Source organism: Aeromonas sobria, from assembly GCF_006243315.1.
Classification (GTDB): domain Bacteria; phylum Pseudomonadota; class Gammaproteobacteria; order Enterobacterales; family Aeromonadaceae; genus Aeromonas; species Aeromonas sobria_A.
Genome location: NZ_NKWE01000081.1, coordinates 16,954 through 36,621, shown reverse-complemented (window position 1 = coordinate 36,621; position 19,668 = coordinate 16,954). Strand labels below are relative to the sequence as shown.

At 53.0% G+C, this 19,668-nt stretch carries 15 protein-coding genes and 1 pseudogene; 12 read left to right on the top strand and 4 right to left on the bottom strand.

Translation table 11 applies throughout. The features are described 5' to 3' along the window. A partial coding sequence (locus CF137_RS21300) for an MFS transporter (RefSeq protein ID WP_331463410.1) occupies window positions 1–217 on the bottom strand: 217 nt, incomplete at its 3' end. A gap of 602 nt (window positions 218–819) precedes the next feature. Between CF137_RS21300 and CF137_RS21290 the strand changes: the two genes are divergently transcribed. Continuing rightward, the gene (locus CF137_RS21290) at window positions 820–3,963 is read left to right on the top strand and encodes a glycoside hydrolase family 2 TIM barrel-domain containing protein (RefSeq protein WP_139721540.1); all 3,144 of its coding nucleotides are present in this window, start codon (window positions 820–822) and stop codon (window positions 3,961–3,963) included. Between the two features lie 91 nt (window positions 3,964–4,054). Further along, entirely contained in the window at window positions 4,055–5,554 is a 1,500-nt protein-coding gene (locus tag CF137_RS21285; protein WP_139721538.1) for an APC family permease, read from the top strand. A gap of 216 nt (window positions 5,555–5,770) precedes the next feature. Here the strand turns inward: CF137_RS21285 and CF137_RS21280 are convergent, their stop codons facing one another. Further along, the gene (locus tag CF137_RS21280; RefSeq protein ID WP_139721536.1) at window positions 5,771–7,828 is read right to left on the bottom strand and encodes a TonB-dependent hemoglobin/transferrin/lactoferrin family receptor; all 2,058 of its coding nucleotides are present in this window, start codon (window positions 7,826–7,828) and stop codon (window positions 5,771–5,773) included. A gap of 195 nt (window positions 7,829–8,023) precedes the next feature. Here CF137_RS21280 and CF137_RS21275 point away from each other — a divergent pair, with 195 nt between their 5' ends. The 4 genes and pseudogenes from CF137_RS21275 to CF137_RS21260 all read left to right on the top strand — a co-directional run bounded on the left by CF137_RS21275 (window position 8,024) and on the right by CF137_RS21260 (window position 11,455). Further along, window positions 8,024–8,995 (top strand): ChaN family lipoprotein, encoded by a 972-nt coding sequence (locus CF137_RS21275; protein ID WP_139721534.1) that lies wholly within the window; start codon window positions 8,024–8,026, stop codon window positions 8,993–8,995. A 25-nt stretch (window positions 8,996–9,020) separates the two neighbouring features. After that, window positions 9,021–9,575, top strand: coding sequence for a cysteine hydrolase family protein (locus CF137_RS21270; RefSeq protein ID WP_101316325.1), 555 nt, complete (start codon window positions 9,021–9,023; stop codon window positions 9,573–9,575). A gap of 37 nt (window positions 9,576–9,612) precedes the next feature. Then, complete coding sequence (locus CF137_RS21265; protein ID WP_042021714.1) at window positions 9,613–9,996, top strand: hypothetical protein; 384 nt, start codon at window positions 9,613–9,615, stop codon at window positions 9,994–9,996. 131 nt (window positions 9,997–10,127) lie between these two features. Beyond that, window positions 10,128–11,455 (top strand): annotated as a pseudogene (locus CF137_RS21260) (IS4 family transposase). Window positions 11,456–11,523: 68 nt separating this feature from the next. On the opposite strand, the gene hutZ reads toward CF137_RS21260, so the two are convergent. Beyond that, window positions 11,524–12,081: a heme utilization protein HutZ gene (gene hutZ / locus CF137_RS21255; RefSeq protein WP_139721530.1), complete on the bottom strand. Its 558-nt coding sequence runs from the start codon at window positions 12,079–12,081 to the stop codon at window positions 11,524–11,526. Next, window positions 12,078–12,590, bottom strand: coding sequence for a heme utilization cystosolic carrier protein HutX (hutX, locus tag CF137_RS21250; RefSeq protein WP_139721528.1), 513 nt, complete (start codon window positions 12,588–12,590; stop codon window positions 12,078–12,080). The genes hutZ and hutX overlap by 4 nt, the downstream gene beginning before the upstream one ends. A gap of 171 nt (window positions 12,591–12,761) precedes the next feature. Between hutX and CF137_RS21245 the strand changes: the two genes are divergently transcribed. The 6 genes from CF137_RS21245 to btsR all read left to right on the top strand — a co-directional run bounded on the left by CF137_RS21245 (window position 12,762) and on the right by btsR (window position 19,473). Then, window positions 12,762–13,613, top strand: a complete 852-nt coding sequence (locus tag CF137_RS21245; protein WP_139721526.1) for a heme/hemin ABC transporter substrate-binding protein — start codon at window positions 12,762–12,764, stop codon at window positions 13,611–13,613. After that, window positions 13,610–14,641 carry a FecCD family ABC transporter permease gene (locus CF137_RS21240; RefSeq protein ID WP_162516005.1) on the top strand — a complete coding sequence of 344 codons (1,032 nt, stop codon included), beginning with the start codon at window positions 13,610–13,612 and terminating at the stop codon, window positions 14,639–14,641. Before CF137_RS21245 ends, CF137_RS21240 begins: the two co-directional genes overlap by 4 nt. Before the next feature lie 11 nt (window positions 14,642–14,652). Continuing rightward, complete coding sequence (locus CF137_RS21235) at window positions 14,653–15,465, top strand: heme ABC transporter ATP-binding protein (protein ID WP_139721524.1); 813 nt, start codon at window positions 14,653–14,655, stop codon at window positions 15,463–15,465. Window positions 15,466–15,538: 73 nt separating this feature from the next. Continuing rightward, a complete protein-coding gene (locus CF137_RS21230) occupies window positions 15,539–16,801 on the top strand; it encodes an endonuclease/exonuclease/phosphatase family protein (protein ID WP_139721522.1) in 1,263 nt (420 codons plus the stop codon). A gap of 246 nt (window positions 16,802–17,047) precedes the next feature. Then, the gene (locus CF137_RS21225; RefSeq protein WP_139721520.1) at window positions 17,048–18,742 is read left to right on the top strand and encodes a sensor histidine kinase; all 1,695 of its coding nucleotides are present in this window, start codon (window positions 17,048–17,050) and stop codon (window positions 18,740–18,742) included. Continuing rightward, window positions 18,736–19,473, top strand: coding sequence for a two-component system response regulator BtsR (gene btsR / locus CF137_RS21220; protein ID WP_139721518.1), 738 nt, complete (start codon window positions 18,736–18,738; stop codon window positions 19,471–19,473). The genes CF137_RS21225 and btsR overlap by 7 nt, the downstream gene beginning before the upstream one ends. Window positions 19,474–19,668: the final 195 nt, after the last annotated feature.

Here is a 19,668-nt window from a genome sequence, read left to right as displayed (position 1 = left end):
ATCGGGTTACCGGCAGCAGATGGCCCGCCCCCTTGATCTGCCCCATCACCATCAGGTTGCCGGCAAAGCGGATCGCCATCCCCGCCCCCAGCAACAGACCGATCATCTCGGCGCTGACGCCCACCCCCTCCAGCCAGAGCGACCAGAACGGCAAGTAAGCGCCGTAGACAAAATAGAAGGCGCCGAAAAAGAGCGCTAACCAGGAGAACGCGGGCATAGATCCTCTGCAACCGGATGACGGGAGCAGAATGATAACCCATCCTCCCCCGCAGATCCCGATGGAAACCCCGCGAAGAAAACGAAAAAACTTCAATAAAATTGAACTATTACCGAAGAAGCGAGGTCTACCTGGTAACACCTCCTCCTGGTTAGTGTTGCAATCCTTCCACCCGCCCATGGCGGGTTTCTTTTTATCTGCCGTCCCGCAGCCTATCTACGAAAGATTCGAACAACACCGCCCTTGGATAAGCACAAACTCAAAATTTGTGACACGACACGCATAATCAGCCCACTGCAAGTGGTAAATTTTACTTAAATAATGAGTAAAGATTTACCAAATCCAAATAACACCAAACTTTACCTTGAGGAGGCGAGCATATGCAGTGCGCTACATGGTGTCCGTGTATCTTTATTTTTAGATCCTTAATAGTGATGACAGATACTTATTAGATCATGTAAACGACAACCACAAATATCAATGATGCTGATACTGAATTCTACTGGTTGGTATTCAGCAGAGAGTTTTACATGTCGTTTAGCTCCTTAACTACATTTTCTGCAACCTCGATTTATAAACCTTCATAAAACAGGATACCAACCATGAGTGCTGTAGTTTTCGACAAGCAAGAAATCATATCATTATATGAGGAACATAATCATGTTCCCATGGTAATGGAAAATCATCGGATTAATGGTATTAACAAAGAAGAACCACGGCCACACATATTTCCGTTCACCAACAAGTATCTTGCTATAAAAAATACCCCTCATGAATCAAGTAGTTACCTTTCACTAAATGGACTATGGCAGTTCAATTGTGCTTTAAATCCAGAATTGAGACCAAAGAATTTTTATCAAGAAACCTATGATGTCTCTGATTGGGCTACCATCCAAGTTCCGGGTAACTGGGAGGCGCAAGGATTTGACAAGGCAATTTACATTGACGAGCGTTTTCCTTTTGTTACAAACTGGCCCGAAGTCCCGCGTGATTATAATCCTGTTGGTTCATATCGCCGTAACTTTTGTTTAGATCAAGGTTGGTCTGGAAAACAAATTTTTCTACAATTAGCAGGTGCAAGAACGGCATCTTTCATCTGGATAAATGGTCAACGTGTAGGCTATAGCCAAAATGCAAAAAATCCAGCTGAATTTAATATAACACCTTATGTAAAACCCGGTGAAAACTCCATTTCCCTTGAAATTTACAGATGGTCCAATGCCAGCTATGTAGAAAAGCAAGATATGCTTGATATGTCAGGACTGGAACGAGAAGTTTTCATCTATGCGACTGGCACATCTCGGATCTACAACTTCCATTGCAAACCGCTGCTTGATAGTACCTTCACAAAAGGAACTCTAGATCTCAATGTTGATGTTAAACACTATGATCATCAACAAAATGATCTAACATTAAGCTGCCAGTTACTTGATGATAAAGATCATTTCAAAGTATTAATTGATAAAGAAATAACTTTTGAAAAGAGTGGTATAAATCAATCTTTTCATTTTTCAGAATATGTAGAAAAACCATATCTCTGGAGTGCGGAAACACCCGACTTGTATACACTGCTGCTCACGTTAACTAACAAGCAGGGTGAGATTGTAGAAACCACAAGCCATAAGATCGGTTTTAGACATATTGAAATTGTAGATGGCCAATTAAGAGTAAATGGTAAAGCTATAAAAATAAAAGGAGTAAACCGCCACGAACTCCATCCCACATTAGGTCATGTTCCTACAGAAGAAAATATGCTGACTGACATTCGCCTAATGAAAGAACATAACATTAATGCCGTGCGCACTAGTCACTTTCCATGTCATTCACGTTGGTACCAATTATGTGACGAATATGGCCTATACATTGTTGATGAGGCTAATATTGAGTCACATCCCTTAGCGTTAACACCAGAGACTCAAATTGGTGATGATGAATCCTGGATTCCTGCACATTTAGACCGTGTTCAAGCAATGGTTGAACGAGATAAAAATCATGCTTGTATCATTATATGGTCAATGGGAAATGAAGCAGGTACTGGCTGTGTTTTTGAAACATTATATAAATGGATCAAGACTAAAGATAATAGCAGACCCATTCAGTATGAACCCGCAGGTGAGGAATTTTATACTGATATTGTCTGCCCGATGTATCCATCCCTCGAACGTTTAGAAGAGTTTGCCAAGCAAGGCAGTGAACGTCCGATGATCATGATTGAATATGCTCATGCAATGGGAAACTCCCTTGGTATTCTTAATGATTATTGGGAAATAATTGATAAGAATAGTAATTTACAGGGTGGATTTATATGGGAGTGGATGGATCATGCTCTGGAGCTCGTCAATGACAGGGGAGAAAAATTCTGGGGTTATGGTAAAGATTATCATCCAGACCAACCAAGTGACGGAAACTTCATGAATGATGGTCTGGTTGCTCCTGATCGGACACCTCATCCCCATATGGCCGAAGTAAAGAAGGTTTACCAACCGGTTAGGTTTCATCCTGTGAATATCTCAAGAGGATTGTTTGAAATTGAAAATCGTTATGATTTTATCAATTTAGAACATCTTGATATTCACTATAATATATCTGTAGATGGTCACGATTTTTCTTCAGGAAATCTGGGCTCTATCACCGTATCTCCTGCACAGAGAACAGCAATCAGCATTCCTCTTGAAAAGATTGAAATAAATAAAGGCAAAGAATACCTCATCACTCTAAGTGCATTAACTAAAAATGACATGCCTTTAGTTGGTATAGGATACGAGGTTGCTTGGGATCAGTTTAACCTGACTCCACCAACAACATTCACACATTCCAGCACTGAAAATTATTCAGCGATCGAAGTGGTAAAAGACAGCAGTGATATCCATTTTCAAGGTGAATTTTTCTCAATTTCATTCAATCGCAATAATGGACGAATGGATCATTTTATAGTAGATAATAAAGAGTTAATTATTACAGGTTTTGAACCTAATTTCTGGCGCGGACTAACAGATAATGATCTGGGGGCTAGAGTTTTCCAGTGGGGTAAAGTATGGCAAAGTGCCAGCCAAGAAAGAATTCTCTCAAGTCTTGAAATAGAACAATCATCTAATGACAATGTCGTAGTCACCACTACATTTGATCTGCCTACTATCGCCAGTAAATATACGTTAACTTATTCCATTAAGAGTAATGGAGAAATACATATTAGTGTAGATTTCACCCCTGGAGATAAAGAGTTACCCATCATGATGCGCATGGGGACACAATTAACATTATCTGCTGAATACAGATATATGAAATGGTTTGGCCGTGGCCCCGTGGAAACCTATTCTGATAGAAAAGGAGCAAAGGTTGGAATCTATGGCGGTACAACTTGGGAACAATTTCATCCTTATCCAAGACCTCAAGAGAGTGGAAATAAAACTGACATTCGTTGGGTACGCTTGTTAAATCGTGATGGCTTTGGTCTTGAGGCTATCGCAGAAAATGATCTGTTAAATTCTAGCGCTTGGCCATTTATGGCTAGTGAACTTGACTTTGTCCCGGATACTGACAGTAACAGCGCATCCGGCTTGACACCAATGTCATGCAAACATGGTGTAGATGTACAGCCAGGTAATATCACCACCTGGAATATAGATCTAACTCAAATGGGCACCGGCGGACAAAACTCTTGGCGCTCATTGCCACCAGAAAAATATCAACTACCAGCAAAGAAATATCATTATGCATTTTATATTAGACCAGTAAGAACAAGTTAACATAGCACCATTTAAAGTATGTGATTTAGAGTGCTTATATCTAAGCACTCTAAATTAAAACGACTATATATAAGATAAAGGTGGTAGTAACATGTCTGAAAATACCGATTCAAGATACAAAATGTCATTAATGACATTTTTGTTTTTTTCCATAGCCGGAGGTGGTTTTGTTCTTAAAGGTGTAGTTAGCCAATATACTGAGTGGGGTGGCAACTCTTGGCTACTGTATGCCTTTGCATCATTATTATATGCAATACCCTATACATTCATGATCATTGAATTTTCATCAATAAAAAAATTACGTGAATCAGAAAGTGGTTATCAATCATGGCTGAACCTCGTGTTAGGAAGAAAAATGGGGTTCATTGCCGGGTTCTTCTACTTTTACGTTAATATATTTTATTTTGTTGATTTACTGCCTAATGTCATTACATATTTCATATATACATTCTCCAGCGACGTAGATTTTGTTAGTGGACTATTGAACCAAACGTGGTTTAAACCAATTATAAGTATTGCCTCTATTGCTCTCTTTTGGTTGGCAACATGGGTTTCCATGAAAGGTCCAAAATGGCTATCTAGGTTGCTGTCATTTGCTGGGTATGCTGGTTTTGCATTAACTATGATTTTTATCATATCCGCTGTGTATAAATTATCATCTGGCACAGTGATGTTTAATGGCACGCCGATCATTCCAGAGTATGTTCATCATATAGATTTATCTTGGTCTAAAATTGCATCCATGTCCTGGGCCTTGCAATCATTAGGAGGGTTGGAAGCTCTTGCTGCCTATAAGCGAAATATTCGAGGTGGTGAACGTAATTTCAAAATAGGACTTATCCTTAATGTATTTATTTTCTCAATAATAATTATCACATCTTCTTTGCTAATGAATATGATTTTACCTGCTGAAGAGGCATCAAAGCTTGGATTGTTATCCGCTATTTATGTCGCTTTTCAACAGTTGGACTTCCCTATCTGGTGGACAAATGTCATTGCGCTATTCCTCATGATAACTACACTATGTGGCTCTTTGATGCTGTGGACATCTGCCCCGGTAAAAATGTTATTTGTTGATGCGCCAAAAGGTATCTTTGGACATAAACTCTCCGAGGTAAACAGTGAAGGCACACCAATAAATGCATTGAAAATGCAAGGCGTTGTAGTAACAATCATCATCATTTTGTTTATGCTTGGCCAATTCAACTCTGGCATGAATTCAATTTTAATTGCAGTAAGAAATCTTGATGGTGGCGCTGCAACCTTGCCGGTTATCTTCATGATTGTTGGTTATGTCAAGCTGCGCTGGAAATCCAACAACCCTGATTTTGAGCGTGATTTTCACTTTCTTGGCAAGAGTCGAACCTGGTCATTGCTATCTATCGTCCCGATTGCGATTATTTTCATCGCATCGACTATTGCAGCATTAGTACCTGGACCTGCAAGCTGGGATGAGAATTTTGTTGGGTCTTTGATACAACTTATTCTTGGCCCTGTTAGTATCATCGCGGTGTTTGGTTATTGTATGTTTTCATATAACAAGTGGAAAGTTAAGAACCCGGATGACAACTCCTACTTCAATAAAATATAATTATTTAGCATGATAGTTATATAAACTATAACCACATATATTAAGGCCTCTTCTTTTGAGGCCTTTTTTATATACTCTATTGAATTTCAGTAAAATATTTCCTATCCATCCCAGCGCCCTCTGCAAACAGACAACTTTATAATGGAAAAATCCCCGCCTGTCAGGGCGGGGATCCGGTTCGGGCAACAGCCCTCAATCACTGCGCGTGTTGTCTCTTTAGAATACGTATTTAACCCGTGCACTCAGGTTGCGGCCAGGTTCGGTAAAGGTACTGACGTCTGTACGGGCATCTTTTCCTGCGAGACGATTATATGTAGTGTATTCTCGATCAAACAGATTGAATACGCCAACGTTAAGTTGCAACTCAGGTAAAGGTTTAAACTGGGCATACATATCTACTACCCCCCAGCCAGAGGATTTCATAAATTCTTTACCAGCATCGTCTTTACCAACCTTATCCATATCATCCGCAAAGCGTAGTGCCGTATTGAAATTCCAGAGTGCTTGTTCAAAACGCACGCCAATATTTCCACTAAGAGGATTCAATGAGTTAATATAATTCCCATTTTGATCTTTCCCGCTAATATATGACAGCGCCCCCCAAGTATAGATATCATCATTAAACCAGTAACCTAGTTTCAACTCAGCGCCATTTGCATTGACTTTATCTTTATTGACATACTGTGTAACCATATTCGTAGGTGAGCCAGTAGGATTAGTATTTTCAGCATCAATAAAGTCTTTGTAGCGAGTTTTGAAGACAGAGAGATCATAGTCGAAGAAGTCTGACTGGCCTCGAATTCCCAGATCGATACCATCACTACTTTCAGGATGCAAATCAGCATTCTGTATAAATGTATGAGTAAATCCGGGGTAGCTGTAACCACCAGATGCAAAGGCCTCGCTATATGTCGGCGCTCTGAAACCATGACTATATTGTGCATATAAATGAGCAAGTTCATTGGCCTTATAGATCAGCCCCAGCTTGGGAGAGAACTCACCCTCTTTGATCGTTTCAAACGACGTCTTGGCATTGCTTGAACTCGCTTCCAGCTCATAATGGTCATAACGCAGGCCAGGAGTGAGCAACCATTTATCGCTCAACTCTATGTTATCAAAGAACCAAATTGCAGCTCGGCGCGTATTACTGTCCGGGAATGCATTGGTACTGGCTGTTATACCACTAGGATAACGAGTGCTATTCTTTTTACGCTCTGTAGCGGATTTTTCATACTCAAGCCCCCAAGCTATACTGTTGGCACCTAAACGTTTATCAAACTGTACCTGTGCACCCAGAGCGTCTTGCACGAAAGTATTATACTCTGCTTTACCATTATATTTATTACCATTTTCTTTGTTGTTTTTTTGATCAAACTTACTTACATAAATTTTTGATGTAATGCTGTCAGTTAATGCAGCATTACTTCTAACCTGATGATCCAGCATGATGCGATAGTTTTCACTTTTCTCATCTTTCAGTCTCAGATCTTTAGAGTTGGCAAACGGATCGGATTCTTTATCCTGATCGTAATAATCAAATGTCAGCTGCGCCTGCTGTACAGCTGATATATGCCATTTGCTTTTGAGCAGCGCGGAACGGTCAACAATATCAAAGTCATACAAACTTGATTTATAGTTCTGTTTGACGCCGCCATTACGCTGGGTATAGCGCAATAGATGTTCAAAATCACCGGTACGCAATGCGGTTGTAAAACCGCCCATCCATTGCCCGTTCTCGGAGGCATAACTACTTGTCACATCAACATAGCTGTCTTTATTACGCAAAAAATCGGATGCATCTTTGGTCGTAATCGCAATAACCCCACCGATAGCATCTGAGCCGTACGCAGTTGAAGCAGGTCCTTTAACAATTTCAACCTGCTTGATCATGTCAGTATCGAAGTAGTTCTGTCCTACACCACCTTCGCCATAAGCATCGTTTTGACGAACGCCATCGCTCACCACTTTAACGCGGTTTCCACCCATACCACGCAATGAGAAGGTCTGACCATCTGTGCTGCTATGGCTACCGCCATTAATGGCCACACCGGGCTCGTAGCGGAACAGATCGGCGACATTGGTGACGACCTGCTCTTCAATCTGCTTGGCGGTGATCACCGAGATGGGGCCGGAGACATCTTCCAGTTTTTGCTCCATCCGTGAGCCGCTGACGACCATGACTTCATCTGCCTTGTGACTGGCAGCAAAGGCTTGGGAAGAGAGGCTGGCAGCGACGGCAAGGGCGACCAGAGAGAGTGCATTTTGATGGGTCACAGCGAATCCTTATTGAGAACTGTTATCAAACAGAGCGCATATTACCCAGCTCTCGACAAAGATCAACAATAAACGAAATCATTCTCATTTTGCTTTGAGCTGAATTGGTTTTACACTGTCGCCGTGTATTGTCCCTATATTCTTGTTTAGCCCCCGCGATGCACCGGCATCCGGACATATCAGCAGTGAGATCCCATGATTAAACGACTTCCCCTGCTTGCCCTGCCGCTGTTGCTGACCGCCTGCGCTACCCACACCCAACCGACCGTTCCCTCACAGCTACAGACGCTCTATGACTACCGGCTGAGCAATGACCGCCAAGAGGATCTGACGCTGACACAAGCGATCTCGCCTATTGCCGACGCCGATATCATCCTGGTGGGGGAGCTGCACAGCCACCCCGGTGTGCACCTGCTGCAATCACGGCTATTGACCGAACTTCATACCGTCAGTCAACAAAACGGGCGACCGCTGGCACTGTCCATGGAGCAGTTCAGCCGCGCCGATCAGGAGACGCTGGATGCCTATCTCGCCAACAAGATTGGCGAAGCGGCCTTGATCCGCGAAGGCAACGCCTGGCCCAACTACCCGAGCGACTACCGCCCGCTGATAGAGTTTGCCAAAGCACACCGGATGCCGGTGATCGCCGCCAACGCCCCCAAGCCGCTGGTGAGCTGCGTCGGTCAGGAGGGGCCTGAGTGGCTCGACAAGCTGCCGGTCACTCGCCGCAGCCAACTCGCCCGCCAGCTGACCCTGGGGGATGACCCCTATCGCCAGAAGTTCATGGCCTCGATGCATCACGGCGATGCTGACAGCAATGCTCGCCGCTTCGCCGCCCAGACCAGTTGGGACGACACCATGGCCGAGAGCATGGTGGATTACCTCGCCACGCACCCGGGCCAGCAGATCATGCACATTGCCGGCAACTTCCATGTCGAAGGGGGGCTTGGACTGGCCAGCCGCATCACCAGTCGCAATCCGTCACTCAAAGTCGCGCTGGTGGTTCCCCGGATAGATGAGACCTCTGTTGCAGATCGCGCAACCGATGTGCGAGTTAGCCTGATGCCGCTGCCACAGCGCTGGCAAAGCGATGCAGAAATGAAGCAAGATATGAGTGCGCTGCATCAATCCCGCAGTCGTGACTGTAGCCAGTGGCTACAACCCTAATTTTCCAGGATACGGCGGGTAAAATATGGATGTATTACTGATCATCGATGTGCAGCAAGGGGTTTTGAAAACAACCCATCATCAACAAGCGCAAGTACTGGCCAATATCAATCAGGCAGCGGCCCATATCCGGCAGCAGCATGGCCGGGTCATCTACATCCAACATGACTCGCCACCCGGCACCGAACTGGAGCCCGGCACGCCGGGTTGGCAGCTCCATTCTGAACTGCAACCCGCCAAAGGAGATAGCCGGGTTCGCAAGGAGGCATGCGACAGCTTTCTGGATACCGAGTTGACTTTCCTGCTGGCGGAGCAGTCAGTGGACCGACTCATTATCTGCGGCTGTAATACCGATTTTTGTGTCGATACCACAGTACGCAGTGCTGCTACCCATGGCTTCGAGGTGCTGGTATTGAGCGATGGCCACACCACCGCCGATCGCCCGCACCTGAGCGCGGATAAGATCATCGAGCACCATAACTGGATGTGGCGCCACCTCAGCCTGCCACAAGGGCGCAGTGTGACCCTGCTGACCAGCGCCGAGCTGCTGGCAGTCACTCCTGCCCTGCAGCCATGTTAATCTACTAATCTTGCTGCATTTTTCACTGGAGTCTGTCGTGCGTTTGTTGCCCGCTAGCCTGTTGTTGCTGTTTCCGCTGCTCAATGGTTGCAGCAGCCTGCCGGGGCAAGCCTATGATGGCCCCGAGCCACTGTTTCTGACTCACATCAACGAGGAGGGAAGCAAGCGGTTTACCTTTGAAGCCGCGCCCAACGATACTTTGCCGCGCGGCCTATCTGCGGTCCAGAGCCAGCGATTGCTAGAACAACGGGAGGCGCTACAAGAGAACTTGCTGACCGAGACACTGGCGAGCAAGCAATATTGCCGGGAAGGGTACATAGTGCTGAGCCAGAGCTCATGGAAAGTGCGGGGCGAGTGTAACGAGACGGCAATTGATGCGGATCGCCGCACCTTTCCCAACAAGGCCTCCTGGCAAGATTAAGCAAGCCAGACGATGAGATAGCGCAATAAAAACGGGCAGCCCAGTGGCTAATGCCGATCAGTTAAGGATCCATTGACCGATCCTTCTGATGTGTGAAAATCCGAAACCTGTTGATTGGTTTCGGATTTTTTATGCGTATCGCTCAAGCTCTCGACTTCCTCCACGCCAGTAATGCCGCTCAGTTTGAGTCACTCTCCGACCTCATTCCCAACGAGCTCATCACCACTCTGCTCGGCGAAGAGGGCGTCGCTACCCTCCGCCGTCGCCGCATGCCCATGGAGCGACTGGTCTGGGCCATCATCGGCATGGCTATCTTCCGCCACGTCCCCATGACCCAGCTGGTCAATCAGCTCGATATCCTGTTGCCCGGTGACCGCCCCTTTGTCGCCCCCAGCGCCTTCCTGCAAGCTCGCCAAAAGCTTGGCCACAAGAGCATCGAGCGGCTGTTTCACGAGACCGCCGCAGGCTGGCACCAGCAGGCCAATCACCCCGGCTGGGCCGGGCTGCAACTGCTCGCTGTCGATGGTGTGATGTGGCGCACGCCTGATACTCCGGACAATGCCGCCACGTTTGCCAAGCCCGGTACCCAGCATGGGGAGACTGCCTATCCGCAGGTGCGCATGCTCTGCCAGATGGAGCTCACCAGTCACCTGCTTGTTCAGGCGGTCATGGAGAGCTGCGCCGTCAACGAGATGGTGTTGGCCGAACAGCTTGTTGCACGCACGCCGGACCACTCGCTGACCCTGTTCGACAAGGGGTTTTACTCGCTCGGCTTGCTCCACGCCTGGCAGACCACTGGCAGCGAGCGGCACTGGTTGCTGCCACTCAAAAAGGGCACGCAATACGAGGTGGTGCGCAAGCTGGGGCGTCAGGATGCCCTGGTGCGTCTCAAACCCAGTCCACAGGCGAGGAAGAAGTGGCCGCAACTGCCAGAGACGCTAGAAGCCCGCTTGCTGACTCGCACTATCAACGGCAAAGAGCGGCAGGTGCTGACCTCAATGGTCGACACGATGCGTTTCCCTGGCGCCGATATCGTCGAACTGTATGGGCAGCGCTGGGAAATCGAGTTGGGCTATCGGGAGATGAAGCACAGCCTGCAACAGCACCGGCTGACCCTGCGCAGCAAGAAGGCGGCGGGGATACGGCAAGAGTTGTGGGGTGTGTTGCTGGCGTACAACCTGCTGCGCAGCCAGATGGTAAAGATGGCGGCGAGCCTGAAGGGATACACGGCGAGTCAGCTGAGTTTTCACATGGCGTCGGTCTATCTCATCCATGAGTTGAGCTGCATGCCGTATGTGTCGCCGGGGAATATCCCGGGACGCGTTGCGGAGCTGGAGAAACAGGCGGGACAGTTTGTATTGCCAGCCCGAAGGGAGCGAAGTTATCCCCGCTGCGTGAAGCCAAGACCACAGAGGTATAGTGTGAAAAATCTAATAAAAACAATGCCAGTCAGGCTTGACTGACTGGCATTACAGCCAAGTGGCTGCCCGTTTTGTTATGGTTGGTGTCGTTATCGACAGGGGATCGTCAGACCGGCGCATCGGCCGGGCTGGTGAGCTCGGCACCGTTGTCGATGCGCTTGTGCCCTTCCACCAGATGGACGAAATCCACCAGCTCGTCACCGGAGACCGCGAACGCCTGACCGAAGCCTTTGACGAACAGCCCCTGCTCCGGCTTGAGGCGGAACAGTTTGAAATCCTTGAGGTTGGAAAGTCCTTTGACGATCTCGCCAAAACGCCCCTCCAGCGCCGCCACCGCCTTGCCCCAGCGTTGATCATCACGGGCGACCACTTCAGCTACCGCATCAAAAGTCAGCCGCTTGCGGGCGAACAGTTCACGAGCACCGCTCTCATCCTCGATCAGCATCAGGGAGACCCTGGACACCTGTTGCAAGTTACGGGCGTGGCGGGCGATCTCGGAGATCAGTACATAGTAGCCATCCTCTTGCAGCACGAACGGAGCGTAACTGGCGTTGGGGTTACCTTCGCTATCGACGGTGGCGAGCTGCAGGGTACGACAGCTGTCGCGAAACTCGCGGATCTCAGGTTGCAGACGGTTCTGCAGACGTTCCTGACGTTCACTCATGCTTTGACTTCCTCTTGAGACTGTTGGCGCAGGGCCATGAAACGGGTGACCTGATCGGCCAGCAGCTGGCGTTTCTCATCACGACCCAGATAGACCTTGAAAATGCAGCGGCCAGAGTGACCGAAGAACTGGAAGGAGTGCCCCTCCTTGCCCATGAACAATTTGCTGACCAACGCAATGCCCGCCACGTTGTCGAGCTTGAGGTGGCCATGCAGCTCGCCGTCACGGCCCATCAGGTTGTAGTAGCCGCGCGCATCTTTACCTTTCGGGAACGGCGCCTTCACCTCGAAGATGGAACCATCAGATTCAACGATGGTGGTGACATGACCCCAATCGGCCAGATCTTCCAGCAGACCTTGCGCGCGATCGGCGGGCAACAGGGTCACCAGCTCGGCGGGCAGATGGCGAACCACCTCCCACTCACTCACGCTAAGCTGAGCGGCCAGCGTAGAAGGATGGGCGCCGGGATCCTGCTCCAGCAGCGCGTGAATGCGTTGTGCAATGCTCATGTTTTCTCCCTCTGCGAGACCATGTTGTCCCGCTGTTTATCATGGTCGCTACTCTAATAAAGCACTGACACCAATGCAATTGATAATTGCTATCATTATCAGTGCAATTTATTTAAAGCCTTGATATTCTCGGCGGCACACCCGTTACATTCACCCTTTTCGGAGGTTAGCATGGGCCGTCGTTTTGCCCTCGTCATCACCCTGCTCTGCAGCGCATTGCCCCCCTTCTCTGCCGTTGCGGCTGAGGGACAGAAAGAGCGTATCGTTAGTGTTGGCCCCGCCACCACAGAACTCATTCTGGCGCTCGGTGGTGAATCGAGCCTGATCGCCACCGATGTCAGCAGCCCATTGCCAAAAAGGTTGCCCAAGGTGGGGTATCACCGGGCACTGGCCGCCGAGGGGATCCTGAGCCTCTCCCCCACCCGACTGGTGGGCAGCGACGAAATGGGCCCGGCCCCGACCCTGGATCAGCTGCGCCGTGCCGGGGTCAAGGTCGAGGTGCTGGATACCGCGCCGACCCTCGCCAACCTCAACCAACGTATCGACACCCTCTCCAGCCTGCTGGGCGACAAAGCGGCTGGCGATCGCCTGAAGGTAGAGATCCAGACCCAGACCGATCAGCTGGCGGCGCAAGCCAAACAGAACAAACCGCTCAAGGTCGCCTTCCTGCTGCTGCACAAGGGGCAACCCACCAGCATCGCCGGGGGTGACACCACCGCCAGCGCGCTGGTCTCGCTGGCAGGGGGCATCAATCCGGTCGCCGAATTGCGCAACTACAAGCCGGTATCCGCCGAATCCCTCATCGAGATGCAGCCCGATCTGGTGCTGGTCAGCGGTCGTGACTGGCAGCAATATGCCGATCCGGCCAAGGTGCTGGCAGAAGTGCCCGCACTGGCTGCCACCCCGGCTGGCAAGCGCAACGCCATTCACGCCATCGACGGTCACGCCCTGCAAGGGGGCCTGAGCCTCAACTCCCTGCAACAGGCGAACCAGATCGCCCAGTGGATCAAGCAGGGGTCATGATGCGCTTGCCCCTCTCCTGGCTGCTGGCCTTCACCACGGCCGCACTGGCGCTATTGCTGCTCGGTTCGCTGGCAACCGGCCCCATGACGCTCACCCTGGGCGAGAGTCTGCGGGCGCTGTTTGCCGGGCAGGAGAGCGGGATTGAGGCGCACAAACTGCTGATCGTGCAGGGGATCCGCCTGCCACGCACCCTGCTTTGCATCGCGGTAGGGGGCATTCTCGGTCTGTGTGGCGCCGTGATGCAGGGGCTGTTTCGCAACCCCCTGGCCGACCCCGGCATTATCGGGGTCTCCGGCGGTGCGGCGCTCGGCGCGGCGCTCGCCATCGTGCTGCTGGCCCCTCTCGGCCAACAGTTGCAGGCTATGATCGGCATCGGCCTGCTACCGCTGCTCGCCTTTCTCGGCGGCGCGCTCACCACCACCCTGGTCTATCTGCTCGGCACCCGTGAGGGGGGCACCTCGGTCACCGTCATGCTGCTGGCCGGGGTGGCCATCACGGCGCTCTCCGGCGCGGTGATCGGCCTGCTCACCTATCTGGCGGACGATCAGATGCTGCGCAACCTGAGCCTGTGGCAAATGGGGACGCTGGCGGCAGGCAAACCGGCCGATGTGGCGCTGGCCCTGCTCACCCTGGCGGTGCTGCTGTGGCTCTTTATGCGCGATGCCAATCCCCTCAACGCCCTGCTGCTGGGTGAAGGGGAAGCCCGTCATCTGGGGGTCAATGTGCAGTCCCTCAAACGCCGCCTCATTCTGCTCACTGCAGCGGGGGTCGGGGTGGCGGTAGCGGTATCGGGGATGATCGGCTTTGTCGGACTGGTAGTGCCCCATCTGGTGCGCTTACTGGCAGGCCCCAACCACGTCAGGTTGCTGCCGCTCTCGGCCCTGCTTGGTGCCGCCCTGCTGCTGGCGGCCGACATGCTGGCGCGCACCTTGCTGGCCCCGGCCGAACTGCCGGTGGGCATCATCACCGCCTTGATCGGTGCCCCCTTCTTTATCTGGCTGCTGGTCACCGGCCGCCGCGCCCTTTGATACGGACTGTTATGCAACCACTTTCCTCCTCACTCTCCTCCCCCCTGTTGAGCTGCTCCCGGCTCAGCCTGCGCCGTGGCCAGCGCCAGATCCTGGATGGGCTCGATCTCAGCCTTGAGAGCGGCACCCTCACCGCCCTGCTCGGCCCCAACGGTGCGGGCAAAAGCTCGCTGCTCAAGTGTCTGACCGGCGAGCTGGAATATGAGGGCACCATCACCCTGTTTGGCGAAAATCGGCAGCAGTGGAGTGGCAAGCAGCTGGCCCACCGGCTCGGGGTATTGCCGCAGAGCTCCTCCCTCAACTTCCCCTTCCTCTGCGAAGAGGTGGTTGCCATGGGGCGCTTGCCCCACAGTGAACCGGCAACCCGGCGCGACGAGATAGTGGCGGCGGCCATGACCCATGCCGGGGTCGATCATCTGGCAAAACGGCTCTATCCGGGACTCTCCGGCGGCGAGCGGCAGCGGGTGCAATTTGCCCGGGTGCTGGCGCAGATCTGGCAGGCCCCCTCCCCGACCGAGCAGGCCGAGCAACCCCGCTTGCTGCTGCTCGACGAGCCCACCTCGGCGCTGGATCTGAAATACCAGCATCAGCTGCTCACCATGGCGCGCGCCCTGGCCAGCCGCAATACTGCGGTGCTGGTGGTGCTGCACGACCTCAATCTGGCGGCACGCTATGCCGATCGGCTGGTGATGCTGGAGCGCGGCAAGCTGATGGCTGATGGCACACCTGCCGAGGTACTGACCCCTGAGCTGATTGCCCGCCTATATGACTACCCGGCCCAGGTGATCCACCACCCCGAGAGCGGCCTGCCGATGGTGGTGTAGTCATTCTTTCTGATGCGAGATCGGGCCACCGCAACCCTATAATGGCAGCCTGTTAACCGACGCAGGTGTCACCATGATCCGCTTTGCCACGTTTAATGTCGCTTTTGACCGCACTGCCGCCGGCATGCTGACCGGTGAGCTGGCGCTGACCCGCACCGAGCAGGATGCGCTATTGGCCCGCCTCGCCGAAGGGAGCCTGAGTGGCACAGAAGAAACCAAAGCCAAGAATGTGCAGCAGATCCGCAATGTTGCCGAGATCATCCAACGCACTCGGCCGGATGTGTTCCTGCTCAACGAGTTCGACAACGACGGCAAAGGCGAAAGCACCGCCGATCTGAAAGCCTTCAATGACAACTATCTGGCACACGCCCAGCACCCTGAAGTGACCGCCATCAGCTATCCGGTGATGAAAAACTTCGCCACCAATACCGGCCTGCTAAGCGGCCACGATCTCAATCTCGACAACAAGACCACAGCCGACGATGCCTGGGGCTTTGGCAACTACCACGGCCAGTACGCCTTTGCGGTGATGTCCAAATATCCGATTGATACCAAGCAGATCCGTACCTTCCAGAAGTTCAAGTGGAAGGATATTCCGGGCGAGCAGAACCCCATTATCGATGACTGCAATAACCCCAAGGCCAAGATCCCGGCCAGCCGCCAGTGTGGCGATGCCTGGTATGACGATGCGGCCTGGCAGCAGTTCCCGCTCTCCTCCAAGAACCACGCCGATGTGCCGGTGCTAATCAAAACCGACAAGGGTGAAGAGGTTATTCACTTCCTGATCTCCCACCCGACGCCCCCCATCTTCGGCAATGCTGCCCGCCACAACGTCAAGCACAACCGCGCTGAAATCGCCTTCTGGAACGATTACGTCAAGGGTCTTGGCTACATGACCGATGACAAGGGCACCAAAGGTGGACTGACCAAAAACGCCAAGTTCGTCATCGCGGGCGATCTCAACGCCGACCCGCAAACCGGCGACGGCGATCTGACTGCCATCCAGGCGCTGCAGGACAACGCCCTGATGAACCAGGCCGTCACCAATGGCACCTTGATCCCGGTGAGCGAAGGGGGTCCCGAGTGCCTGGCCACTCAGCCCAAACTCTGTTCACGTAACAACAATCGTCCGAACCCGGAGCGGATCACCAGCAGCAGCGGCTTGCAGCTGGATCACGTGATCCCCTCCGCCAACCTCAATGCGGTCAAGAGTGGCATCTTCTGGCCTGCCAGCTTCGAAGCCGGTTATCACCTGGTCTATGATGCGAAACTCGGCATCGCCAAGGGGGTCAGCTCGGATCACCGTCTGGTCTGGGTCGATTTCAAACTCGATTGAGCCACCCACTGACAGCCAATTCGGGGGCCTCTTGGCCCCCTTTTTGTTGCCGCAACAGGCCCCACGCAGCCGCCATCACCGCCACCATGATGAGTAACCAGACAGTTACTGCCCGCCACTGCGTCAGATGATTCTGCAAATCGTGCGCTACGCCACCATTCCGATAACCCTGCCTTGCAAGGGGGTATGGGGTTTGCTAATACTCCGCGTCCATTAAATGACCAACCATAACCGGGGCAATGAGCCGTGGCATTTGAACAATTCACTCTGGTGATCTCGCTGTTCCAGCAGCTCTGCGTCTATCTGGTGATCGCCTGGCTGCTCTCCAAGACGCCGCTGTTCATGCCGCTCACTCAGGTGACCCTGAGCTGGCCCCACAAGATCCTCTGCTACCTCATCTTCTCCGGCTTCTGTGTCATGGGCACCTACTTTGGCTTGAGGGTCGAGGACTCCATCGCCAATACCCGCGCCATCGGCGCCGTGCTGGGGGGCATAGTTGGCGGCCCGGCAGTGGGGCTGCTGGTGGGGCTAACCGGCGGCATCCACCGCTACTCGCTGGGGGGCTTCACCGCGCTGGCCTGCACCTTCTCCACTATCGCTGAGGGGCTGCTCGGCGGACTGGTGCACCGCCACTTCGTCGCCCGCCACCGGCTCGATCTGCTGTTCAGTCCCTGGGTGGTGGGGTCGGTAGCGCTGGTCGCCGAGCTGATGCAGATGGGGATCATCCTGCTGGTGGCCCGCCCGTTTGATGACGCCATCCACCTTATCGAGAACATCATCGCCCCCATGCTGATCGCCAATACCCTGGGGGCCGCCATGTTCATGCGGATGATCCTCGATCACCGCGCCATGCTGGAGAAGTACTCGGTCGCCTTCTCCGCCCGCGCCCTCAAGATTGCCGAGCGGGCGATGCGAGTACTGGACAAAGGCTTCACTCAGGAGGCGTGCCAGCAGATGGCCCGCATTCTCTACGAGGAGACCGGGGTCGGTGCGGTGGCCATCACAGATCGGGAGAAGCTGCTCGCCTTTATCGGCATCGGTGAGGATCACCACCTGCCGGGCACCGCCATCAACTCGGCCCACACCTTCAAGGCGATCCAGCACAACGAGGTGGTCTATGCCGACGGCAACCTCATCCCCTACAGCTGCAATCTGCATCCCCAGTGCCGGCTCGGCTCCTCGCTGGTCATTCCGCTGCGGGGGGAAGAGGGCTCCGTGGTGGGCACCATCAAGCTCTACGAGCCCAAGCGCAAGTTCTTCTCCTCCATCAACCGCACGCTGGGAGAGGGTATTGCCCGGCTACTCTCCGGCCAGATCCTGGCGGGCAAATACAACGAGCAGAAGCGGCTGCTGGCCCAGTCGGAGATCAAGCTGTTGCAGGCGCAGATCAACCCGCACTTTCTGTTCAACGCCCTCAACACCCTGTCGGCGGTGATCCGGCGCGATCCCGAGAGCGCCCGCACCCTGGTGCACAACCTCTCCACCTTCTTTCGCAAGAACCTCAAGCGCCAAGGGGATGAGGTGACCCTGGCCGACGAGCTGGAGCATGTGAACGCCTACCTGCACATCGAGCAGGCCCGTTTCGCCGAGCACCTGAGCGTGCAGATCGACATTCCCGATCCGCTGCTGGAGCACCGGCTGCCCACCTTCTCCCTGCAACCCATCGTCGAGAACGCGGTCAAGCACGGCATCTCCCAGATGTTCGAGCCCGGCCTGCTGACCCTGACCGCCCGGGTTGAGGCCCAGCGAGTGGTGCTGGAGGTGTGCGACAACGCCGGGCTCTACCAGACGAAACAGGAGGGGAGCGGCCTTGGCATGAACATAGTGGATCGGCGCATCAAGGCCCGTTACGGCGCCGAGTACGGGGTCGCCATCGACTGCATCCCCCATCAATCAACCCGGGTGAGGATCACCCTTCCCCTGCAGGAGAGCCCATGCTGACCGCCCTGATCGTTGACGATGAACCCCTCGCCCGCGAGGAGCTGCGCCTGCTGCTGGAGCAGGCGGGCAATATCCGCCTGCTGGGAGAGTGCGCCCACGCCATGGAGGCGCTGCCCGCCATCCATCGACTCAAACCCGATCTGCTGTTTCTCGACATCCAGATGCCGCGCATCAGCGGGCTGGAGCTGGTGAGCATGCTGGACCCGGACTTGCGCCCCCACATCGTCTTCATCACCGCCTACGACGAGTTTGCCCTGCGTGCGTTTGAGGAGAACGCCCTCGACTACCTGCTCAAACCGGTCACCAGCGAACGGATGAACCGGGCGCTGGAGCGCATCAAACGGCTGCTCTCTCCCAAAGGTGAATTAGCTGGCCAGCCGCTACAGGATCCGACCCGCATCGCCCAGCCCCTGCGCAGTATCCCTTGCACCGGCCACAACCGCATTCTGCTGCTGCCCCTTGGTGAGGTGGAGTTCATCCACAGCGATCTCACCGGCAACCGGGTGATCAGCGGCCAGCAGCAGGGCACCACCGAGCTGACCCTGCGCACGCTGGAGGAGAAAACCGGCTTCGTGCGCTGCCACCGCCAGTACTTGCTCAACCCGGGCCAGATCCGCGAAATCCTGCTACTGGACGGCGGGCTGGCGGAGGTGGTGACTCAGGGCGGCCACAAGGTACCGGTGAGCCGCCGCTACCTCAAACCCCTCAAAGAGCTGCTCGATATCCCCTGATGGGGCGGGGTGCTTCACCCCGCTCCTGCTCCGCCAGCTACCACTCACCCGTTTACCACGCCCATCGGCACAGCCGCCAAACCACTCGGGGTCGCTTTTCTGCCACTCGCGGGCAGAACCCGGCCACTGACCTTTTCTTCGCTCCCCTTTCCCCACCGCGTGGGTAGAGTGCAGCCTGAGCCCGGCCAGACTGGC

Coding starts and splice junctions, on each gene's coding strand:
- CF137_RS21290 (WP_139721540.1), top strand. CDS start 820: ATGAGTGCTGTAGTTTTCGACAAGCAAGAAATCATATCATTATATGAG.
- CF137_RS21285 (WP_139721538.1), top strand. CDS start 4,055: ATGTCTGAAAATACCGATTCAAGATACAAAATGTCATTAATGACATTT.
- CF137_RS21275 (WP_139721534.1), top strand. CDS start 8,024: ATGATTAAACGACTTCCCCTGCTTGCCCTGCCGCTGTTGCTGACCGCC.
- CF137_RS21270 (WP_101316325.1), top strand. CDS start 9,021: ATGGATGTATTACTGATCATCGATGTGCAGCAAGGGGTTTTGAAAACA.
- hutZ (WP_139721530.1), bottom strand. CDS start 12,081: ATGAGTGAACGTCAGGAACGTCTGCAGAACCGTCTGCAACCTGAGATC.
- hutX (WP_139721528.1), bottom strand. CDS start 12,590: ATGAGCATTGCACAACGCATTCACGCGCTGCTGGAGCAGGATCCCGGC.
- CF137_RS21245 (WP_139721526.1), top strand. CDS start 12,762: ATGGGCCGTCGTTTTGCCCTCGTCATCACCCTGCTCTGCAGCGCATTG.
- CF137_RS21240 (WP_162516005.1), top strand. CDS start 13,610: ATGATGCGCTTGCCCCTCTCCTGGCTGCTGGCCTTCACCACGGCCGCA.
- CF137_RS21235 (WP_139721524.1), top strand. CDS start 14,653: ATGCAACCACTTTCCTCCTCACTCTCCTCCCCCCTGTTGAGCTGCTCC.
- CF137_RS21230 (WP_139721522.1), top strand. CDS start 15,539: ATGATCCGCTTTGCCACGTTTAATGTCGCTTTTGACCGCACTGCCGCC.
- btsR (WP_139721518.1), top strand. CDS start 18,736: ATGCTGACCGCCCTGATCGTTGACGATGAACCCCTCGCCCGCGAGGAG.